Origin of the sequence: Flagellimonas sp. MMG031 (assembly GCF_040112705.1) — a bacterium.
Lineage (GTDB): Bacteria > Bacteroidota > Bacteroidia > Flavobacteriales > Flavobacteriaceae > Flagellimonas.
In genome coordinates, this window is record NZ_CP157804.1 from 3,112,849 (window position 1) to 3,129,764 (window position 16,916).

A 16,916-nucleotide genomic window follows, 5' to 3' on the forward strand; every position below is an offset into this window, starting at 1 on the left:
CTATTGTTTAAAATATTGTAGTTCAAATACTGATTCCAGATAGTTGTCAAGAGCGTCAAGTGCATCCATTTCCGTGTTTATGGCATCCCGAATAATCTGTGTGAACGCTGCATAGTCCACCGCACCCTCCGCGTAGGCCAACAATGCTCCCCTGCGCTGCTCTTGGGCAAGCGGCAAGGCCTTGTCCCTATAAAATTGCCACGATGCGCTCCATTTCCGATAGGCTTGCACCGCCTGCCGATATTCGGATTGCAGCTGGCGTTTGGTATAATCCGCATTGGTCTTTGCGATTTCACTTTCAATTTTGGCGGCCTTGGCTTGACTACGCTGTCCACCTGAAAACAAAGGAACCGAAATGCCGGCTTGATAGGTGTAGAACCCGCTATTGCCATTGACCTGTTGCAGTCCGCCCTGAAGGTTGAACTTAGGCAGCAGGTCAGCCCGTGCCGCATCATATGTCGCCTCGGCCTCTTCGATGCGCCTTTGTGAAAGTTCCAGCTCTGGGTGTTTTCCCAAATCCCCGTCCCATCCCAAAACCGTTACCGCACTTTCATCAAGCTTTTCTGGAACGGAATAGTAGATGTCCGAAACCAACCAAAGATTGAGCTTTTGCAGGGCGATGGCATAATCACTTTCGGCCTGTTGCAGTTGATTGTTGATTTGTAAGGCCTGATTTGTGGCCGATGAATATTCCAGCCGGGAAATGGCTTCTACCTTGAAGTTGAGTTCTATTGCTTTTTTAAACTGTGAATAAATGGAATCCAGTTCACGGTACAGTTCAAATTTCTGTCGTTGTCGATAGGCTTCTGACCAAGCCTTTTTGACCTCCTGTTCCACTTGCAGTTCGGAAAGGTCAAGAGCTGTCTCGGCCAAAGCGATGCGTTGTCTCTGCAAACGCCTTTTTGCACTGATGCCCAACAGGTCGATATTCTGTTGTCCAACCCCAACCAAGGTATAAATTCCTTGTCCGTCCGCAATTTCTTCGCCACCTGTAAAGACTTGGGTATTGCCAAGGTCGTAAGCCATACCTTTTAGGGCGGTTTGTTTTTGGACCTCCCATTGTTTCGCTTTCAACAGCGGGTAGTTTTTCTTGGAAACTTCCACCGCCTTTTCCAATGAAATAGCGGGCAGTGAATCTTTAGGCTGGATCTGCCGTGCATTTTCAAAACCTTCTTGCGCATGCATTTTGGCAGGCAGTGCGGTGGCGAACAAAAGAAGGACCATGACCACAGGGGTACCCCATTTCGGGTCGGGTTTCCTCATCCGTTCCGAACGTCCCTCGACCCATTGGTAAAAGATGGGTAGGATAAAGAGGGTCAAGAGGGTCGAAGTTATCAAGCCACCAATGACCACGGTGGCCAAAGGTCGCTGTACCTCTGCCCCGGCCGAAGCCGAAACGGCCATGGGAAGAAACCCTAAAATATCCGTAAAGGCCGTGAGCATAATGGGACGAATCCGTCTTTTGGTGCCTTCTATAATTCTACCTTTAAGATTGGTCACGCCTTCTTCCTTCAGTTCATTGAGACCACTTATCATGACGAGTCCGTTCAGAACGGCCACGCCAAAAAGCACGATAAAGCCGACCCCCGCGGAAATACTAAAGGGCATATCCCTTAACCAGAGGGCGAACACACCGCCAATGGTGGCCATCGGGATGGCGAGGTAGATCATCAAGGTCTGTGGAAAGGACTTTAGCGCAAAATAAATCAATATGAAAATCAGGAACAAGGCAATAGGGACCACAGTTTGCAATCTATTGCTGGCGCGTTCCAGATTTTCGAAAGCTCCACCATACCGAATGTAATATCCTGTGGGCAGGTCAAACTGGGCATCCAATTTTTCTTGGATATCCTCTACAACGGATTTTACGTCACGGTCGCGAATATTGATGCCCACATAGGTCCGCCTATTGGTATTGTCACGGCTTATCTGCATGGGGCCGGGTTCATAACTTACCTCGGCAATTTCCCGTAATGGGATTTGCGAACCATTGGGCAGGTTGATGAACAGGTTCTGGATGTCCTCGATGCCTTGGCGGTTTTCCTCTTGAAGCCTTACGACCAGGTCAAACCGTTTTTCACCCTCGAAGATTACGCCCGCCTTTCCTCCTGCAAAGGCGGCCTGTACCACTTTATTGAGCTGTTCGATCTTTAGACCGTACTGTGCCAATTTATTGCGGTTATAGTCAATGGTGATTTGTGGCAGGCCGTCCGTGGCCTCAACTTTCATATCTGCCACACCGGGAACGGTGGCAATGATTTCCCCCATTTCCTCGGCCTTGCTTGCCAATATGCCGAGGTCTTCCCCGAACAATTTAATGGCCACATCCTCACGAACACCCGTAAGCAATTCGTTGAAGCGCATTTCTATAGGTTGGGTAAACTCAAAATTCACACCGGGAACGATACTGATGGCCTCCTTCATTTTTTCCACCAATTCATCCTTGCTTTCTGCAGATGTCCATTCATCCGTTGGTTTGAGGATAACGAAGACATCGGCGATATCCATGGGCATCGGGTCCGTTGGTACATCGGCGACACCGATACGGCTGAGAACGGTTTCCGCTTCGGGAAATTCGGCCTTCACGATACGTTCAATCTTTGTCGTGGTTTCGATGGTTTCCGACAGGGAACTGCCGGGTTTCAAGATGGCATGAAAGGCAATATCACCTTCGTCCAATTGCGGGATAAACTCACCACCCATTCTCGTAAAGGCGAAAATGGCAATGGCAAAAAGGCCAAGTGCAATGCTTACGACCATTTTGGCCTTGGAAAGTGATTTGGTCAACAACGGTTCATATTTCTGCTCAATCCAATGCACGAACCTATCGCCATAGGATTGTTTTTTGGATTTTGGCGGCCGTAGGAACAATGCCGAAACCATGGGCACATAGGTAAGACACAATAGCATGGCCCCGATCATGGCAAAAATGAAGGTGAGGGCCATGGGCCGGAACATTTTCCCTTCGACACCCTCCAAGGCCAAAATGGGCAGGAACACGATCAGAATGATCAGCTGGCCAAAGAAAGCGGCGTTCATCATTTTTTTGGAGGCCTTAGCGGCGATGTCATCCCGTGTTTCTGCACTAACGCCATTCTTTTTGACCACATAGGAGTACATTAAAAAAACGGTGCCCTCTACGATGATCACCGCACCATCCACGATGATTCCAAAATCGATAGCCCCCAAGCTCATCAAGTTTGCCCATACATCAAAAACATTCATCAGAATAAAGGCAAACAATAGGGATAAGGGTATGGTCGAAGCCACAATGAGTCCGCCACGCCAATTCCCCAACAGCAAGACCAACACGAAGATCACGATAAGCCCACCTTCCAAAAGGTTCCCAGTTATCGTGCCTGTTGTCTCGGCGATCAATTCGCTGCGGTCAAGGAAAGGTTTGATGGACACCCCTTCAGGAAGGGACCGTTGTATCTGTTCCACACGTCGGGTCACGTTCTCGATCACCTCGTTGGAATTTGCCCCTTTGAGCATCAAGATCATTCCGCCCACGGCTTCGCCCTTTCCATCTTTGGTAAGCGCACCATAGCGTACCGCACTTCCCATGCTTACCTTACCTATATCCTTCACTTTGATGGGAATGCCATTAACGGCCTTGACCACCATGTTTTCGATATCCGATATGGTCCTGGCCAGCCCTTCACCACGAATGAAGTTGGCTTGGTGGTTACGCTCGATGTAGGCCCCGCCTGTATTCTGGTTGTTGTTTTCAAGGGCCGAGAACACTTCTGTAATGGTTATACCAATGGCGCGAAGTTCGTCCGGGTCAACCGCCACTTCGTATTGCTTTTTGTTTCCGCCAAAGGCGTTTACCTCCACCACGCCGGGCACCATGGCCATCTGTCTCCGTACAATCCAGTCCTGGATCGTACGCAGTTCGGTTGCCGAATATTCACCTTGATGTTCATCATCTACTTCAAGGGTATATTGATAGATTTCGCCCAATCCCGTTGAAATTGGACCCATAACGGGTTTGCCAAAACCCGAAGGGATCTGTTCTTGAACCTCGGGCAGTTTTTCGGCTACAAGTTGTCTGGGCAAATAAGTGCCCACCTCATCGTCAAATACAATGGTCACCACAGAAAGCCCAAAACGGGAAACAGAGCGGATTTCCTTGACATTGGGTAGGTTGCTCATCGCAACTTCCACGGGATAGGTCACGAATTGCTCAATATCCTCTGTTCCCAGATTAGGTGATTGAGTGATGACCTGCACTTGATTATTGGTGATATCCGGTACGGCATCGATGGGAACTTGGGTCATGCTATAAACGCCCGCACCAATCAATGCGAGGGTCAGCAGACCTATAATAAATTTGTTATTGATTGAAAAATCAATGATTCTGTTGATCATATAAAATGTGTTTTAATTCAGTTGAACCAATGCAATAGGGTTGCAAGTATGAGGGAACAGGTCTTTGAAAAGTTCAAAGTCCATAAACCTCATAATCGGATATAGCTATCCTGTAAAACTGAATTAAACCTGTGGAGGTTGAAATAGTGGGTCGGTAAATTCCTTGCCCAATCCTTCAAAATGGGTGAAAACCTCTTCAAGGTAAGTCTCTTGAAGCGGCTGGAATCGAGCTATACCAAAATCCACCGTGTGCACATGGCAGCAATGGCAGTGGCAAAATGGTGAGCATAGTTCACAATTCTCGCTGTGTTCACCATCAAATTGAACCAGATAAACACCTTGGGAGTCTTCTGTTACGTTACCCGCATCACTGCAAGGAACCACATTGAGTGCCAACACGTAGATGGATAATATGACGGTAAAAAATTTCACTTTGCAAAGATAACAGAACTTTGGTGCAACTGCATTGCAAAATCCGGAAAGGACCTATTGAAGATTTAGTGTGTGGAACCAAGAGCATTCCATTTCAAATTTCAAGGGATGATCAAATGGGGCAATCCGGACCATCCAAAATTCAAGACAGGAAATTTCCAATCCATTCCAACGCCCCAAAAGGCTATGGCTTTACCAGAGCACGTCCCAATCCCAATTCGTCTGGAAAAAATCAAAGTATCCAAGAACGCTCATATAACCGAAAAAATAAATCACTGCTGGAACAAGCCTCTACAACTGCCATGCAACACGAAACAAAGTACAGTTGGCAAGTGGAACAAGCAAACGTTCCTTGTAATGGACAGGTGTCCAACTGACCGTAATAAACGGTCTTAATCATAGTACAAAATGGTGGCCTAAAAGATTCAATTTCTGTAGCGGGCAGTACTAAAGGCCACGTCGGATGTATAAAAGTCCTATTCAAAAGGGGCAAGTTGACCTGTAATGGGATGCTTCCTTGAAGGATAAGCCAGTCGTTCCATAAACCGGTCATAAAAAAACACAATTTATTTAAGCATTTGCTTATATAATGATATAACCTTATCTTTAATAAAATTTTTATCATGGCCCTTGAATTAAGTTGCACCCGCGCCGAGGCGGACCAAAAGCAGTTGATGCGCTGTCGCGAGACACTACGGATGAGTTCGAATTCAATCAACACTATTGGTAAGGTACTGGCCCTAGCAGGAAATGAGACCAGATTGAAGATTCTTTTCCTGCTGAACAAGGAAGGTGAGCTCTGCCCTTGTGATTTTTCAGATATACTGGAAATGACCGTACCCGCAATTTCGCAGCATATCCGTAAGATGAAGGATGCTGGTCTAATTACCTCCAGACGGGAAGGCCAAACCTTGTATTACTCACTGGTAAAAGGCCAAAGCGAGGTGTTGGAAGGCATCTTCAGCAGGCTTCAGGAAAACAAAAAAGTTGCATAGAATGAACATAGAAAGATCATCATATTCAGCAATGTTCACTGGAGTTTTTACAGCGATCACAGCCTCATTATGCTGCATCACACCTGTGCTTGCATTGATTGCGGGCACCAGCGGAATGGCATCTACCTTTGCATGGCTGGAAGCTTTCAGACCATTTTTTATAGGCCTGACCGTATTGGTACTTGGATTTGCCTGGTACCAGAAGCTAAAGTCAAAATCGCAGCAAGAAATTGATTGTGCCTGTGAAAATGATGTAAAACCTTCCTTTCTACAATCAAAAAGGTTCCTGCTATTTGTTACCCTCTTTGCGGGACTGATGCTGGCATTTCCATATTTCTCAGGGCTTTTTTATGCCCAACCGACCAAGGAAATCATATATGTGCCCCAGGACAACATGGTAGATATAACCTTTACAGTGGAAGGAATGACCTGTTCCGGCTGCGAAAACCACATTGAGAACGAGGTCAACAAATTGGACGGTATCGTTTCAGTAAAAGCAAGCTATGAAAAAAGCAATACTACAGTTAAATATGACCGTACCAAAGTTACGGAGCAACGAATCATAAAGGCCATCAACAATACGGGCTATAAGGTTTCCGAATAATATGGATACAAAAATATTATCTACCATTACCTGTCCCAAATGTGGGTACCAAGAAGAGGAAGAAATGCCAACCGATGCTTGCCAGTACTTTTATGAATGTAAAAACTGTCACGAAGTAATTCGACCTAAAGAAGGCGATTGCTGTGTTTTTTGTTCCTATGGCTCTGTCGCCTGTCCACCCATACAGAATAAATCTTCCTGTTGTTGACGAGAATAGTGGTTGACCAACCTTTTCACAACCATATATTGCAGATAAAATATAAATTATGATACCAAAAGATTTAAGCCAGGACATCAAAACAAGACTTCAAAGCATCAATGGACAGGTAAACGGTTTGGTCAGGTTATTGGACGAAAGTTCCGACCCCGAGAAGATTTTGGTACAGTTCAAAGCAGTGAAGAACGCCTTGGACAAGGCACATCACCTGCTCCTCGATGAGACCTATCGAAAGACCCTCGCCATCAAGATATCCGAGACTGTCGAGGCCTGTCCAGGAAATTGCGGCAATGAAGAACGTATCGAATTTATACGAAAGCAATTTCCAGATTTGGAATTGGACAGCCTAACGGAAAAGATGAAGGAAATAGATGCGCTCAAGGCCAAACTCGAAAACCACAAAAATGCTTGACCTCCCCATAATCACTACCGATTGGATGGCCTGCACGATGCGGGCTTTTTTTTTTGAAATTTTATTTGGAGACCACCCTACCCACCATTCTACCTTTGATGCATTGTTTGAATTCCATGTCGCGTACAGGAAATTTTAAACTATTTAAAAAACAGAAACATGAAACGTCAAGTAGAAGTATTTACGGCCAATTGTCCGGTCTGTGACCCCGTGGTCAAAAAGATAAAGGAACTGGCCTGCGATACATGTGAGGTAACGACCTATGATCTGGTCAGGCAATGTGAGGACAAGACCTGTCTTGATAAGTTGGATGAATACGGCATCAAGAAAGTGCCTGCTGTGGTCGTGAACGGTGAGCTCTTGGAATGCTGTAAGGATTCGGCCATTACCGAAATGGAATTGGTGGAAGCAGGAATTGGGCAGTCATAATTGAAAAGTGTTTGCATATGATTTGCAGAATATTCCTGAACATTCGCTATGTCAAATTGATATTGCTATTGGCCATATCAGGATCGGTGATGGCCCAGGGCCACGGCCCCCTCTATGGGCTACAGACACCGACCCTTGCCAAAGGCGGTGTGGATTTGAACGTGGCCGGGATGAGCCTAGGCACAGAAACCGAAACCTCCTATATGTTGCGCTACCTATTTTCCTATGGCATTACAGAAGATCTACAGGTAAACCTTACCACGCCCACACTGATAGAACGGTTGGGCGAGACGCCAAGGACACGGGGCAATAGCAATATGCCCGCCAATGGGGATATCGAGGCTTCCCTTTGGTACCGTTTTTTCTCGAACGCCTTTGGTGTGGGAAAGCGGTTTGAGTCCACTGCCATCGTGGGTGTTTCCGCTCCTACCGATAATGTCAGGGGACAGGTCAATGTCGGCAACGCTATACATGCGGCCATTTCCACGGGCTATGCCTCACGCACTTGGTATGCATGGATCGGTGGCGGTTACCAATATTATTTTGAAAGAGATGACGAACGATTGGGCGACCTGCCCTATGCGAGTGCCGTTGTGGGGTACCGGCCCAATATCTTTATGGGTGATTACCCAAAACCCGATTGGCGCATCTTTATCGAATCATTGGCCGAATTCCCTGGAGGCAATAAAATTGATGGACAACTGGATTTTAGCGATACGCGCAGTACAAAGGTTTTGGTGGGACCTTCTTTCCTAGGACTTTACGGTGCTTGGGGCATATCCTTTGGTGCGATGGTTCCAGTAGTACAGGATTTGACACCCGGTTCGGTAAAAGAAAGGTATCGGATTGCCGTAAATTTAAGTTATTGGTTGTAAACACAGTATAAATTAAAAAGCACATATAATGAAAAACATCAAAATGATGGCCCTGATCGGTATTCTTGGAATAGGCACGATAAGCGGCCAAATCGCCAGGGTTGACCAAGAAGTCTATGGAATGGACTGCGCGCCCTGTGCCTATGGATTGGAACGCGGGTTGAAAAAGATGGACGGGCTTCAGGAGGTTCGCGTCAGCCTGAACGATGGAAAAGCGTATTTGGGATTGGCCGAAAAAAATGACCTTACCTTACGTAGCATTCAGGAAGAGGTCAAAAAGAACGGTTTTTCGGCAAAGAAAGCCGAAGTGGTTCTAATGGGTAACGCAACGAAAGAGGATGGCCAATGGTACATCGAGACCGATAACGAACGGTTTGCGGTATCGCAGGATACATCTATCGAATTGGTTCAAAAATTGGCGGTGGGCAGGACAACGCTAAGTGGCACGGTACAGGATGAAGATGATGATAATCTCTCGGACCAATGGGAGATCATACTGTCCAAAATAGAATAGGCCTTATGAAAGTAATTCTCAAAATGGTATTGGGCACCAGCTTGGTAGCGGCCCTTCTTCCGGTAATGTGCTGTTTGGCCCCGACCTTGTTGTCGGTCGTGGCGGGACTGGGTTTCTTGGGTGGGAATTTTGAATGGGTACATCCCGTGCAGCCCTATCTGACCACTATTTCGGCAGGAACGCTTGGGTTCGCCCATTTTAAAAACATCAAAAATGAAAGGAAATGTGGGAATGCAGGTCCTTGTCAAAACCATGGACAAAAGCACCACATTAATTCGTGGACGCTTGGACCGTTACATTTCTGGTTTTAATACTTACGATAGTAAACTATGGATATGAATATTAGACCCGCACATATTATTCAGGTTGTTTTTTTACTGTCCCTTATGTCAAGTTGTGAGCAGCCCGAGAAACAATGGCAGTTCGAACGGAAGATCATGCTGCCCGAGGAAGCCCGACCCTTGGCTTTGGCCAAAGATGGTGATGCGATATGGTTTTCCGATCCTGATTATTTTAGGCTTTACAAGATCGACCGGGACGGAGAGCTGTTGGATTCGATTACTGGTATCCAGCGACCAATGAACATCCATACTGACAATGGCACCCTGTTTATTCCCGAATTTTTGACGGACACCATCTGGCAATATAGAGATGACAAAAGATGGCCTTTGAAACTATCCAAAAGACCACAGGCCCCAGCAGGGGTTTCCATTTACGGAGATACAGTTCTTGTAGCCGATTTTTATAACCACCGAATCATCGTACAGACACCGAATGAATGCTTCACTATTGGTAGGCAGGGGCACAAAGATGGGGAGCTGTACTATCCGTTAGACGTAAAGATGAAGGATAACAGGATATATGTGGCCGATGCGTACAACAGCAGAATACAGGTCTTCGGGTTCGATGGAACACACCTAAAAACCATTGGTGGAAATGAAAAAATGAACGTCGCTTCCGGTATTGCAATGGGGGGAAGGGAGTTCGCAATTACCGACCAAGAAAATGGCCGGGTGTTGATTTACAGCTTTGATGGATCATTGCGGCAAGTCTTGACCGAAAGCATCAAGTATCCAACGGATGTGCAATTCGACGGGGAATACCTATACAGCACGAATTTTAAGGAGAACGCAATTTTAATCTGGTCAAGAAAATAGTGGGGGACATTGGACAATTCACTTGTTCCTTAAAAAGTTCGCTTTACAAAACGACCATCCTTTAAACTGAGCGGGAAACCGATTAAGCCATTACTGAAAACAAGATTCCCAGAATCATGTTTTTGTCCCAAATTTCAAGGTTCACATTCCCGCTTGTTGTTTGAACAATCCAATCGAAAAACGTAAATGATTGAACCTTCATTGATTTAAAATTTCAGAACCAATGTTCTACGTATACAGACCAGGATCCTTGACCTCTTTAATCAAAAAAATCCAATGTGTTTCTAAGTATGCCGTATCATCTGTGAGCCCTATCGTAGGGAGTCCGAACCATCATTCCATGTAGTCGGCATTGTATTGGGCCTGTTTGACCCAAGTAGGGTTTGACGTATGCCAATTGTTATATTACTGAAACAAATAATAAATCCTTAAATCTTAATTTTTATGAAGACCCTTTTGAAAAACTTGGGAATTATCTTTGGAACAATGCTTTTGATAGTATCCTGTAGTGACAACAATGAAAATGACAATGTAGAGAAGGAATCTTATCAAACAACCCTTAAAATGACCGATGCACCCATTGACAATGCGAACGTGGAAGCGGTGTTCATCACGGTCTCCGATGTAAAGGTGGACGGAAACTCCATTGAGGGGTTCTCCAAGACCACTTTTGACCTTTCGGCCTTGGTCAACGGCCAGACGAAGACCTTGGGCAATCTCCAAATGGAGGCAGGGACCTATTCCAACATTGAATTGGTCCTGGACTATGCCAATGACATGAACGGCAACAGTCCCGGATGTTATGTGGAAATGGCCGATGGGACCAAGGACAGGATAGAGGCCTCTTCCAATACTGTGGACATCACGGATTCCTTTGAGGTCTTTGCCACCAATACCAATGAGATCATCATCGATTTCGACCTGCGAAAGACCATAAAGGAAGAACAGGGGACCTTGGAATCGGACTTTGATTTCGTGACGCTTTCTGAGCTTTCCGCAGGTATTCGGACCGTAAACAAAGAAGCGACGGGAGAGATTTCGGGTACGGTCAACGATTCCCAAGATACTTCCGATAAAATTGTGGTGTATGCCTATGAAAAGGGCACATACAATGCCGAAGTGGAGACCCAGGGCCAGGGCGAGAGCAGTATCAGGTTCGCCAATGCCGTGACCAGTGCTGAAGTGGGCGGAATCAACAACTCCTATAGCCTTAACTTTTTGGCCGAAGGGGAGTATGAACTCATCTTTGCTTCCTATACCCAAGATGGTACTGAGTTTTATTTCAACTCACAATTGGAAGTGGAGTCCACCACAGGTCTCGACCTGGGGGCCATCAATATCACATCGGCCCTACAGTTGAGCGCCAATGTCACCGTGACCGGGACCGCTTCGCTATAGGCAATCCCATCGATTATAACAAGAAAAGCCCCAGAACGGGGCTTTTTTTATGGTCAAAGGTTTTATTTGCCACCATTGGCCTGTAAATCTGCCAAACAGGCTGCATCCAATCCTGGAATGGTGCCGCCACTAATCATATTGATGAGCCCCTCACCGGTTTCCGCTGTCCAATACATCAGACAATCCTCAGTGGTACAATGCTTTCCGTGTGTCTCATCCTGATGCGTACTTTGCAATGGGGTACCGGCATTTACCAATCCCAATAGATGTCCAAACTCATGGTCAAGGACCGTGGTCTCCAGAACCGTAGTGCTCGGGGCCAAGGGTTGTCCGCTAAATTCCCGGATGGTATCTGCAAAGATGACAAAGGAGGTGTTCCTGTAGGCTACCCCCAATACGGAACCGTTTTCCGTGTTCTCGGAATATTCCCCATCAATAAAAAGGCCAAAAACCTTTAGGATACCCTCTTGGTTATAGGCTGTACGTATATCATCCTCCAAGTTCCTGATATCCGTAATGGAATAAACGGCCTGCCCCGAGGATGAAATCTCTGTAAGCGCAATGGTAACCCCATCGGGTTTATGGAGCCGTTCCATCAAGAAGGACTCAAAATTGTCCAAGGTTGTTGCACTGGGCTTTAGACCTTCCACATAGAATATTTCAAGGTGCAGTGCTGGAAAACGGGAACCATCCAACAGATCTGCGGCCGAATCCCCGACGGACTTACGGTTCTGTGAAACATCCATTGTGTCGTTCAATCCATTTCCATCATCCGCTTGTCCCGAGTCGGCACTGCAGCCAAGACCCAAAATACCAAGCAATCCCATTAAACAAATGGAACAAAATCTTTTTCTTACATGTAATTCCATATTTACCCAACGGCAGATAAAAAAGGATAGTATGCCCTTGTCCCGTTTATTTTTAAACCATATTCCCTCGACCTAACGTTTCGAAAGACCTTTTTGGACAATCGCCTGAGCACCACCTTGCGGTGGCAAAATATCGATCTTTTGCTTTTGGGCAGCAAAGAGTAGCTTTCACGACCTTTGGGGAAGGGGAATTTTTTACCACCATCAAATATATCATTGTGGTGGACATAATTATCCCAAGTCTATCCTATACCTTCAGTAACGCAAAGAACAAATCGCGGTTCATTGATAGTGAGTTTGGCAAAAAAGAATTTTAAAAGTAATACCCTAGATAAAAAACATGTCCCCCACTCTTTTTTTGGTGTCCATGCCCATAATGGAACCATAGGTTTAATTAAGGGAAGGGATAAAGGAAGCTATCCCATTACCTTGGTCCATTCAGTAGAACCCTGGGAGCACAATAATCAGTTGGACATTATAGCTTACATAACGATGTAGATAAACAATGGATGTCCAAAAAAAAGAGACCTGGTGACAGGCCCCTTCCATCAATCTTTGTTAATCCTCAATTGCCTTGGCCTGCCGTTCCAGAACTATAATCCTTTCCTTGATCCTTGCTTCACGCTTTTGACGACTTTCTGCATATGTTTCTTCAATGGCCGAGATCTTTTTTTTGTAAAAGGATAGCATCGCCACATAGAAAGATTGGTTGGTCAGGTCATTGGTATGGTTGCTTTCCCCAAGGTGTACCTGCCGGGTCAACAAAAACCGTATCAGTTTATAGAAGGTCTCTTTCTTGAAGTTTTGTTTGAACCGGGCCACCAGCTCCTCTCGGGACAATTTGGAATCCTCCCCAATGAACCCCTCAAAATGTTCCCTTTGACTATAATATCCAATGTTGTTCTCGAACAGTGAGATGGAGATGGCCACCATTTCATCCGTGGTCAAAGGTTTGTTCCTATTGATGTAATCCGTTTCCCGGATCATATCCACCACTTCCTTGAACTGGTGGTTGTTCTCGATCTGTTTTTTCCTAAGTTCCCGTGCATGAATCTTGATGATCTGTTCCTCTGGGGAACATTCGGCCATCTTCCGTTCCTCCAAGGACTTGGCACCTGAACTTCCATTATTGGTTTCTTCCCTGACCTTTACAAAAATGGACTGTGTCAAGTAGGTATCCGTTTCCAGTAGAATACCCTTTTCAAATCCATTTTCCACGGCCTTGTCCCATGCCTCCTTTTCCTCGGTGAAGGATTCCAAAGCTTCGTCAAGGAATTCAGCCAATTCTTCCTCGGTGTATTCATAGTGCCGGTGCTCTTCTTTAATGCTTTTCATGGTAGGCTCAAGAGGCTCCTTTAAAATTTCCAGTTCATTGGTCAAATGTACCTCAAGACCTTCTTTTTCCATTTGGGCCATGACCCATTGGTTGTGTTCCTCATCCACCCAATATTTGCTGATGTTGGGTACCAGTTTCAGTCCCTCCTTTTTCACCCTTTTCAAGAGTTGCATAAATGTCTTGGTCTTTTTGTTCTCAAAACAGGATGTCCGGGTACAGACCATCTTCCCTTCCCCGAACAAGTTACCTTGGTTAGCGGCATTGAAGGGACAGACAACACATGCCCCTGCTTTGGGCACCAAAGTTTTGTCCGTTACATCAAAGCAGGCTTTGGTCAGGTCAAAGGTCCGGCTTTCAATCATCCGTTTGATCCGATGCCCTTGGTATTCTCCTTCAAGGCTTTCTAGCATCATCTGTTGTTCCCCAGGTTCAAAAAGGGCCACTGCCACCCCAAGGGAAATGGTCATTTCCCCATTTCGGACAAAGACCCTAAACCCTTCGATCAAGCCTGCTAGTTTGATGCGCTGGCGGATATAGTTCTCGGAACGACCCAACCGTTTGGCAATCTCGTTCGGTTCGTAGCGGTCCAACAGAAACTGGATGGCCTCTGCCTCCTCTGTGGGTTCCACATCCTTCCGTTGCAGGTTCTCAATGATCTGCACTTCCAGAACTTCCGTATCGACATAGTTCCTTACCATGGCAGGGATAGTGGACAATCCTGCCAATCTACTGGCACGGAACCGACGTTCCCCCATGACGATGATATAGCCATCATCTGATTTTCGTACCGTGATCGGCTGTAACACCCCATGTTCGGCAATGCTCTGTGCCAAATGATGGAGACTTTGCTCATCAAAGGTCTTTCGGGGTTGTGTCGGATCTGGAGAAACCGAACCGATTTCCAACATCTGGATTTGTGGAACAGCATTCCGTTCCTTCTGCGGTGTGGGTCGCTTTACTTTTGATGATTGCTTGGCGTTTCCCTTGCGTGTCGCTCTTTGTTTTGTTTGTGCTTCCATGATTTTTGGATTTTGGTTAAACAATATTTGAGCAAAAACCAAGCGGAAGACAAAATTTTGGGGTGGCAAGGAAACGGAATAAAAAGAGACTTACGGAACGGCTTTATGCCGTCCCTTGTCCGAGAAAATTATGCGAGCTTAACTTTCGGGAATATTGGTAAGAAAATAAAAGTTATAAGGCAAAATTCAAGCGTTGGTACCTGATGTGATTTATAATGGTTTCAAAAGCGCTCCTTGGGAACCCAATGGTTGCCCTTGCCATGCATATAGACAAGTTTAAGAATTTTGGCCCAAGAGCACACTGTTCATTAATTTGTTTATAACACACCGTCGACAAAGCCCCTACCCCATTGACTTTCTTCCTGGAAAAAACTAACTTCACTACATGGTAAACATCGGTGTTCACAATTCACTCGAAATATCAAAATAGCTCATGAACACCGATGTTTACCATGTGGAAAATTTGCCTAGTGCTGTTGGTCTTGACCAACAGCACTAGGTTTACACCCTCCATCTTTTGTGATTTTCACTCTTGTCTCCCCAAAAATTTATTCGTCACATTTTTTTACTAAATTTGTGACGGAAAATAAGTTACAAAATGCCCATACCCACTGAAAAACTTATAAAAAATTCAATTTCGAACCATAAGCGTGGAAAAATTTTTTTCCCGAAAAACTTTTCCAAATTCGGTACATCTGAAGCGATAAGGCAAGCATTGAAAAGGTTAGAGGACAAAGGTTTTTTGATCCGATTGGCCCAAGGCATTTATCTATATCCCAAAGAACACAAGCTACTTGGGACGTTATATCCGTCTTTGGAAGAAATTGCCAAAGCAATCTCTAAAAGGGATAAGGCCAGAATTATTCCCACTGGGATTCAGGCACTCAACCAACTGGGGCTTTCCACACAGGTACCTTTGAATTTAGTTTACTTGACGGACGGAACTTCCCGTACCATATCCGTTGGGGAAAATACAATAAAGTTTAAAAAGGCTTCCCCTAAAATTCTAGCCGTCAAGAGTGAGACCAATATTCTTATCATGCAAGCCCTGCGCCAATTGGGCAAACACAATATAGATGACAAAACCTTGGAGAAAATAAATATGATACTCCAAAAGGTTGATAGAGAATCAATAGTTCATGATATGAAGCTAGCTCCTGTTTGGATTTCTGAAATTATGCAAAATTCACTATCAAAAAGGGAACCGACATGAAGGAATGGTTTGATTTATCCGAACAGGACAGAAGAGAAGTGATTGTTCAAACAAGTATTTTAAAAGGCCTTCCACAGGCGGCCATAGAAAAGGATTGGTGGGTGGTCGCTGTCCTTCGCACCCTATTCGAAACCAAATATTCAAACCATCTGGTTTTCAAAGGAGGTACATCCTTGAGCAAGGCATGGAGACTTATTGAGCGCTTTTCGGAGGACATAGATCTGGGTATGGATAAATCCTTTTTTGAATTTGAGGGAGATCTTTCCCGAAAACAGGTTAAAAAACTTAGAAAGGCATCATGCAAGTTTGTGAGCGAGATACTGCCACAAGATTTAGAGGATAAGCTTCATGAAATGGGCATCAAGGATTTTACCATCCATGTCCGCGATTTTGAAGAATCAGATACTGATCCCTTGGCCATTGAAATCCGCTATAAGTCATTGGTCGACAAGGTTCCCTATTTAGAACCCAGAATACTGGTTGAAATAAGCTCCAGGTCACTTCGGGGACCCTTTGAAAATAGAGAGGTTATATCGTTTATTGGGGAAATGTACAAAGGCCTATCCTTTGCTGATAAAGCCGTTTATATACCCACAGTTTTGCCTCAACGCACATTTTTGGAAAAACTGTTCCTATTGCATGAGGAATTTCAGAAACCAAAAGAACGGGGACCAATAAGAGGTCATCGAATGACAAGGCATTTATATGATGTATCCAGAATGATGGATACAGGATTTGGGGAATCGGCAATAAAGGACAAAGCATTGTACGACAAAATTGTGGCACACCGAGAAGTATATGCACGAATATCTTGGATCGATTATTCAAAGCATGGTTATAAAACTTTGAATTTCATTCCACCTGAAGAAGTTATGGCAGAATGGGAAGAAGATTATGCGGAGATGAAAGAGAGCATGTTCTATGGTAAAACGGAAAGCTTTCAAGATTTAATCAACAAGCTAACCGGCTTGAGAGATAGGTTTAATTCAGCCTAGTTCATTTTGATTCCAATTGTTCTCAAATAGCCCAGAAACAGGACTCAAATGTTAAAGTAGCGTTGAAGTAGAGTCCC

At 45.1% G+C, this 16,916-nt stretch carries 17 protein-coding genes; 13 read left to right on the forward strand and 4 right to left on the reverse strand.

Annotation, left to right across the window (positions count from 1 at the left end; all coding sequences use genetic code 11):
• Together ABNE31_RS14155 and ABNE31_RS14160 are read right to left on the reverse strand one after the other, a co-directional pair.
• Positions 1-4,374 carry a CusA/CzcA family heavy metal efflux RND transporter gene (locus ABNE31_RS14155; RefSeq protein WP_349351577.1) on the reverse strand — a complete coding sequence of 1,458 codons (4,374 nt, stop codon included), beginning with the start codon at positions 4,372-4,374 and terminating at the stop codon, positions 1-3.
• A gap of 123 nt (positions 4,375-4,497) precedes the next feature.
• The gene (locus tag ABNE31_RS14160) at positions 4,498-4,806 is read right to left on the reverse strand and encodes a DUF6660 family protein (protein WP_275648324.1); all 309 of its coding nucleotides are present in this window, start codon (positions 4,804-4,806) and stop codon (positions 4,498-4,500) included.
• A 23-nt stretch (positions 4,807-4,829) separates the two neighbouring features.
• On the opposite strand from ABNE31_RS14160, the gene ABNE31_RS14165 reads away from it, so the two are divergent.
• From ABNE31_RS14165 to ABNE31_RS14215, 11 genes are all read left to right on the forward strand, one after another.
• Positions 4,830-5,183, forward strand: a complete 354-nt coding sequence (locus tag ABNE31_RS14165) for a hypothetical protein (RefSeq protein ID WP_141673419.1) — start codon at positions 4,830-4,832, stop codon at positions 5,181-5,183.
• 246 nt (positions 5,184-5,429) lie between these two features.
• Entirely contained in the window at positions 5,430-5,801 is a 372-nt protein-coding gene (locus ABNE31_RS14170) for a metalloregulator ArsR/SmtB family transcription factor (protein WP_067036171.1), read from the forward strand.
• Between the two features lies 1 nt (position 5,802).
• A complete protein-coding gene (gene merTP, locus ABNE31_RS14175; RefSeq protein WP_349351578.1) occupies positions 5,803-6,405 on the forward strand; it encodes a mercuric transport protein MerTP in 603 nt (200 codons plus the stop codon).
• A gap of 1 nt (position 6,406) precedes the next feature.
• Complete coding sequence (locus ABNE31_RS14180; protein ID WP_072882309.1) at positions 6,407-6,613, forward strand: GDCCVxC domain-containing (seleno)protein; 207 nt, start codon at positions 6,407-6,409, stop codon at positions 6,611-6,613.
• A gap of 58 nt (positions 6,614-6,671) precedes the next feature.
• Positions 6,672-7,034 carry a metal-sensing transcriptional repressor gene (locus ABNE31_RS14185; protein WP_072882308.1) on the forward strand — a complete coding sequence of 121 codons (363 nt, stop codon included), beginning with the start codon at positions 6,672-6,674 and terminating at the stop codon, positions 7,032-7,034.
• A 159-nt stretch (positions 7,035-7,193) separates the two neighbouring features.
• On the forward strand, positions 7,194-7,463 hold the full coding sequence (locus ABNE31_RS14190; RefSeq protein WP_275648327.1) for a thioredoxin family protein: 270 nt from the start codon (positions 7,194-7,196) through the stop codon (positions 7,461-7,463).
• Positions 7,464-7,480: 17 nt separating this feature from the next.
• Positions 7,481-8,338, forward strand: a complete 858-nt coding sequence (locus tag ABNE31_RS14195; RefSeq protein ID WP_349351579.1) for a hypothetical protein — start codon at positions 7,481-7,483, stop codon at positions 8,336-8,338.
• Positions 8,339-8,366: 28 nt separating this feature from the next.
• Positions 8,367-8,852, forward strand: coding sequence for a heavy metal-associated domain-containing protein (locus tag ABNE31_RS14200; RefSeq protein WP_067036158.1), 486 nt, complete (start codon positions 8,367-8,369; stop codon positions 8,850-8,852).
• Between the two features lie 5 nt (positions 8,853-8,857).
• Positions 8,858-9,163, forward strand: a complete 306-nt coding sequence (locus ABNE31_RS14205) for a hypothetical protein (RefSeq protein ID WP_349351580.1) — start codon at positions 8,858-8,860, stop codon at positions 9,161-9,163.
• A 24-nt stretch (positions 9,164-9,187) separates the two neighbouring features.
• Complete coding sequence (locus ABNE31_RS14210) at positions 9,188-10,009, forward strand: NHL repeat-containing protein (protein WP_349351581.1); 822 nt, start codon at positions 9,188-9,190, stop codon at positions 10,007-10,009.
• A 444-nt stretch (positions 10,010-10,453) separates the two neighbouring features.
• Entirely contained in the window at positions 10,454-11,407 is a 954-nt protein-coding gene (locus tag ABNE31_RS14215; protein WP_072882303.1) for a DUF4382 domain-containing protein, read from the forward strand.
• Between the two features lie 62 nt (positions 11,408-11,469).
• Here ABNE31_RS14215 and ABNE31_RS14220 read toward each other — a convergent pair whose 3' ends face one another.
• Entirely contained in the window at positions 11,470-12,276 is an 807-nt protein-coding gene (locus ABNE31_RS14220; RefSeq protein ID WP_245668099.1) for a membrane metalloprotease, read from the reverse strand.
• A 558-nt stretch (positions 12,277-12,834) separates the two neighbouring features.
• The gene (locus tag ABNE31_RS14225) at positions 12,835-14,631 is read right to left on the reverse strand and encodes a ParB/RepB/Spo0J family partition protein (RefSeq protein WP_090297488.1); all 1,797 of its coding nucleotides are present in this window, start codon (positions 14,629-14,631) and stop codon (positions 12,835-12,837) included.
• Between the two features lie 598 nt (positions 14,632-15,229).
• On the opposite strand from ABNE31_RS14225, the gene ABNE31_RS14230 reads away from it, so the two are divergent.
• Together ABNE31_RS14230 and ABNE31_RS14235 are read left to right on the forward strand one after the other, a co-directional pair.
• Positions 15,230-15,844, forward strand: coding sequence for a DUF6088 family protein (locus ABNE31_RS14230; RefSeq protein WP_067036133.1), 615 nt, complete (start codon positions 15,230-15,232; stop codon positions 15,842-15,844).
• Positions 15,841-16,839 carry a nucleotidyl transferase AbiEii/AbiGii toxin family protein gene (locus tag ABNE31_RS14235; RefSeq protein ID WP_349351582.1) on the forward strand — a complete coding sequence of 333 codons (999 nt, stop codon included), beginning with the start codon at positions 15,841-15,843 and terminating at the stop codon, positions 16,837-16,839. Before ABNE31_RS14230 ends, ABNE31_RS14235 begins: the two co-directional genes overlap by 4 nt.
• The last annotated feature ends 77 nt before the right edge of the window (positions 16,840-16,916 follow it).

Excerpts from the sequence above, each read along its gene's own strand:
- ABNE31_RS14155 (WP_349351577.1), bottom strand. The coding sequence starts at position 4,374 with ATGATCAACAGAATCATTGATTTTTCAATCAATAACAAATTTATTATA.
- ABNE31_RS14170 (WP_067036171.1), top strand. The coding sequence starts at position 5,430 with ATGGCCCTTGAATTAAGTTGCACCCGCGCCGAGGCGGACCAAAAGCAG.
- merTP (WP_349351578.1), top strand. The coding sequence starts at position 5,803 with ATGAACATAGAAAGATCATCATATTCAGCAATGTTCACTGGAGTTTTT.
- ABNE31_RS14180 (WP_072882309.1), top strand. The coding sequence starts at position 6,407 with ATGGATACAAAAATATTATCTACCATTACCTGTCCCAAATGTGGGTAC.
- ABNE31_RS14185 (WP_072882308.1), top strand. The coding sequence starts at position 6,672 with ATGATACCAAAAGATTTAAGCCAGGACATCAAAACAAGACTTCAAAGC.
- ABNE31_RS14190 (WP_275648327.1), top strand. The coding sequence starts at position 7,194 with ATGAAACGTCAAGTAGAAGTATTTACGGCCAATTGTCCGGTCTGTGAC.
- ABNE31_RS14195 (WP_349351579.1), top strand. The coding sequence starts at position 7,481 with ATGATTTGCAGAATATTCCTGAACATTCGCTATGTCAAATTGATATTG.
- ABNE31_RS14200 (WP_067036158.1), top strand. The coding sequence starts at position 8,367 with ATGAAAAACATCAAAATGATGGCCCTGATCGGTATTCTTGGAATAGGC.
- ABNE31_RS14205 (WP_349351580.1), top strand. The coding sequence starts at position 8,858 with ATGAAAGTAATTCTCAAAATGGTATTGGGCACCAGCTTGGTAGCGGCC.
- ABNE31_RS14210 (WP_349351581.1), top strand. The coding sequence starts at position 9,188 with ATGAATATTAGACCCGCACATATTATTCAGGTTGTTTTTTTACTGTCC.
- ABNE31_RS14215 (WP_072882303.1), top strand. The coding sequence starts at position 10,454 with ATGAAGACCCTTTTGAAAAACTTGGGAATTATCTTTGGAACAATGCTT.
- ABNE31_RS14220 (WP_245668099.1), bottom strand. The coding sequence starts at position 12,276 with ATGGAATTACATGTAAGAAAAAGATTTTGTTCCATTTGTTTAATGGGA.
- ABNE31_RS14225 (WP_090297488.1), bottom strand. The coding sequence starts at position 14,631 with ATGGAAGCACAAACAAAACAAAGAGCGACACGCAAGGGAAACGCCAAG.
- ABNE31_RS14230 (WP_067036133.1), top strand. The coding sequence starts at position 15,230 with ATGCCCATACCCACTGAAAAACTTATAAAAAATTCAATTTCGAACCAT.
- ABNE31_RS14235 (WP_349351582.1), top strand. The coding sequence starts at position 15,841 with ATGAAGGAATGGTTTGATTTATCCGAACAGGACAGAAGAGAAGTGATT.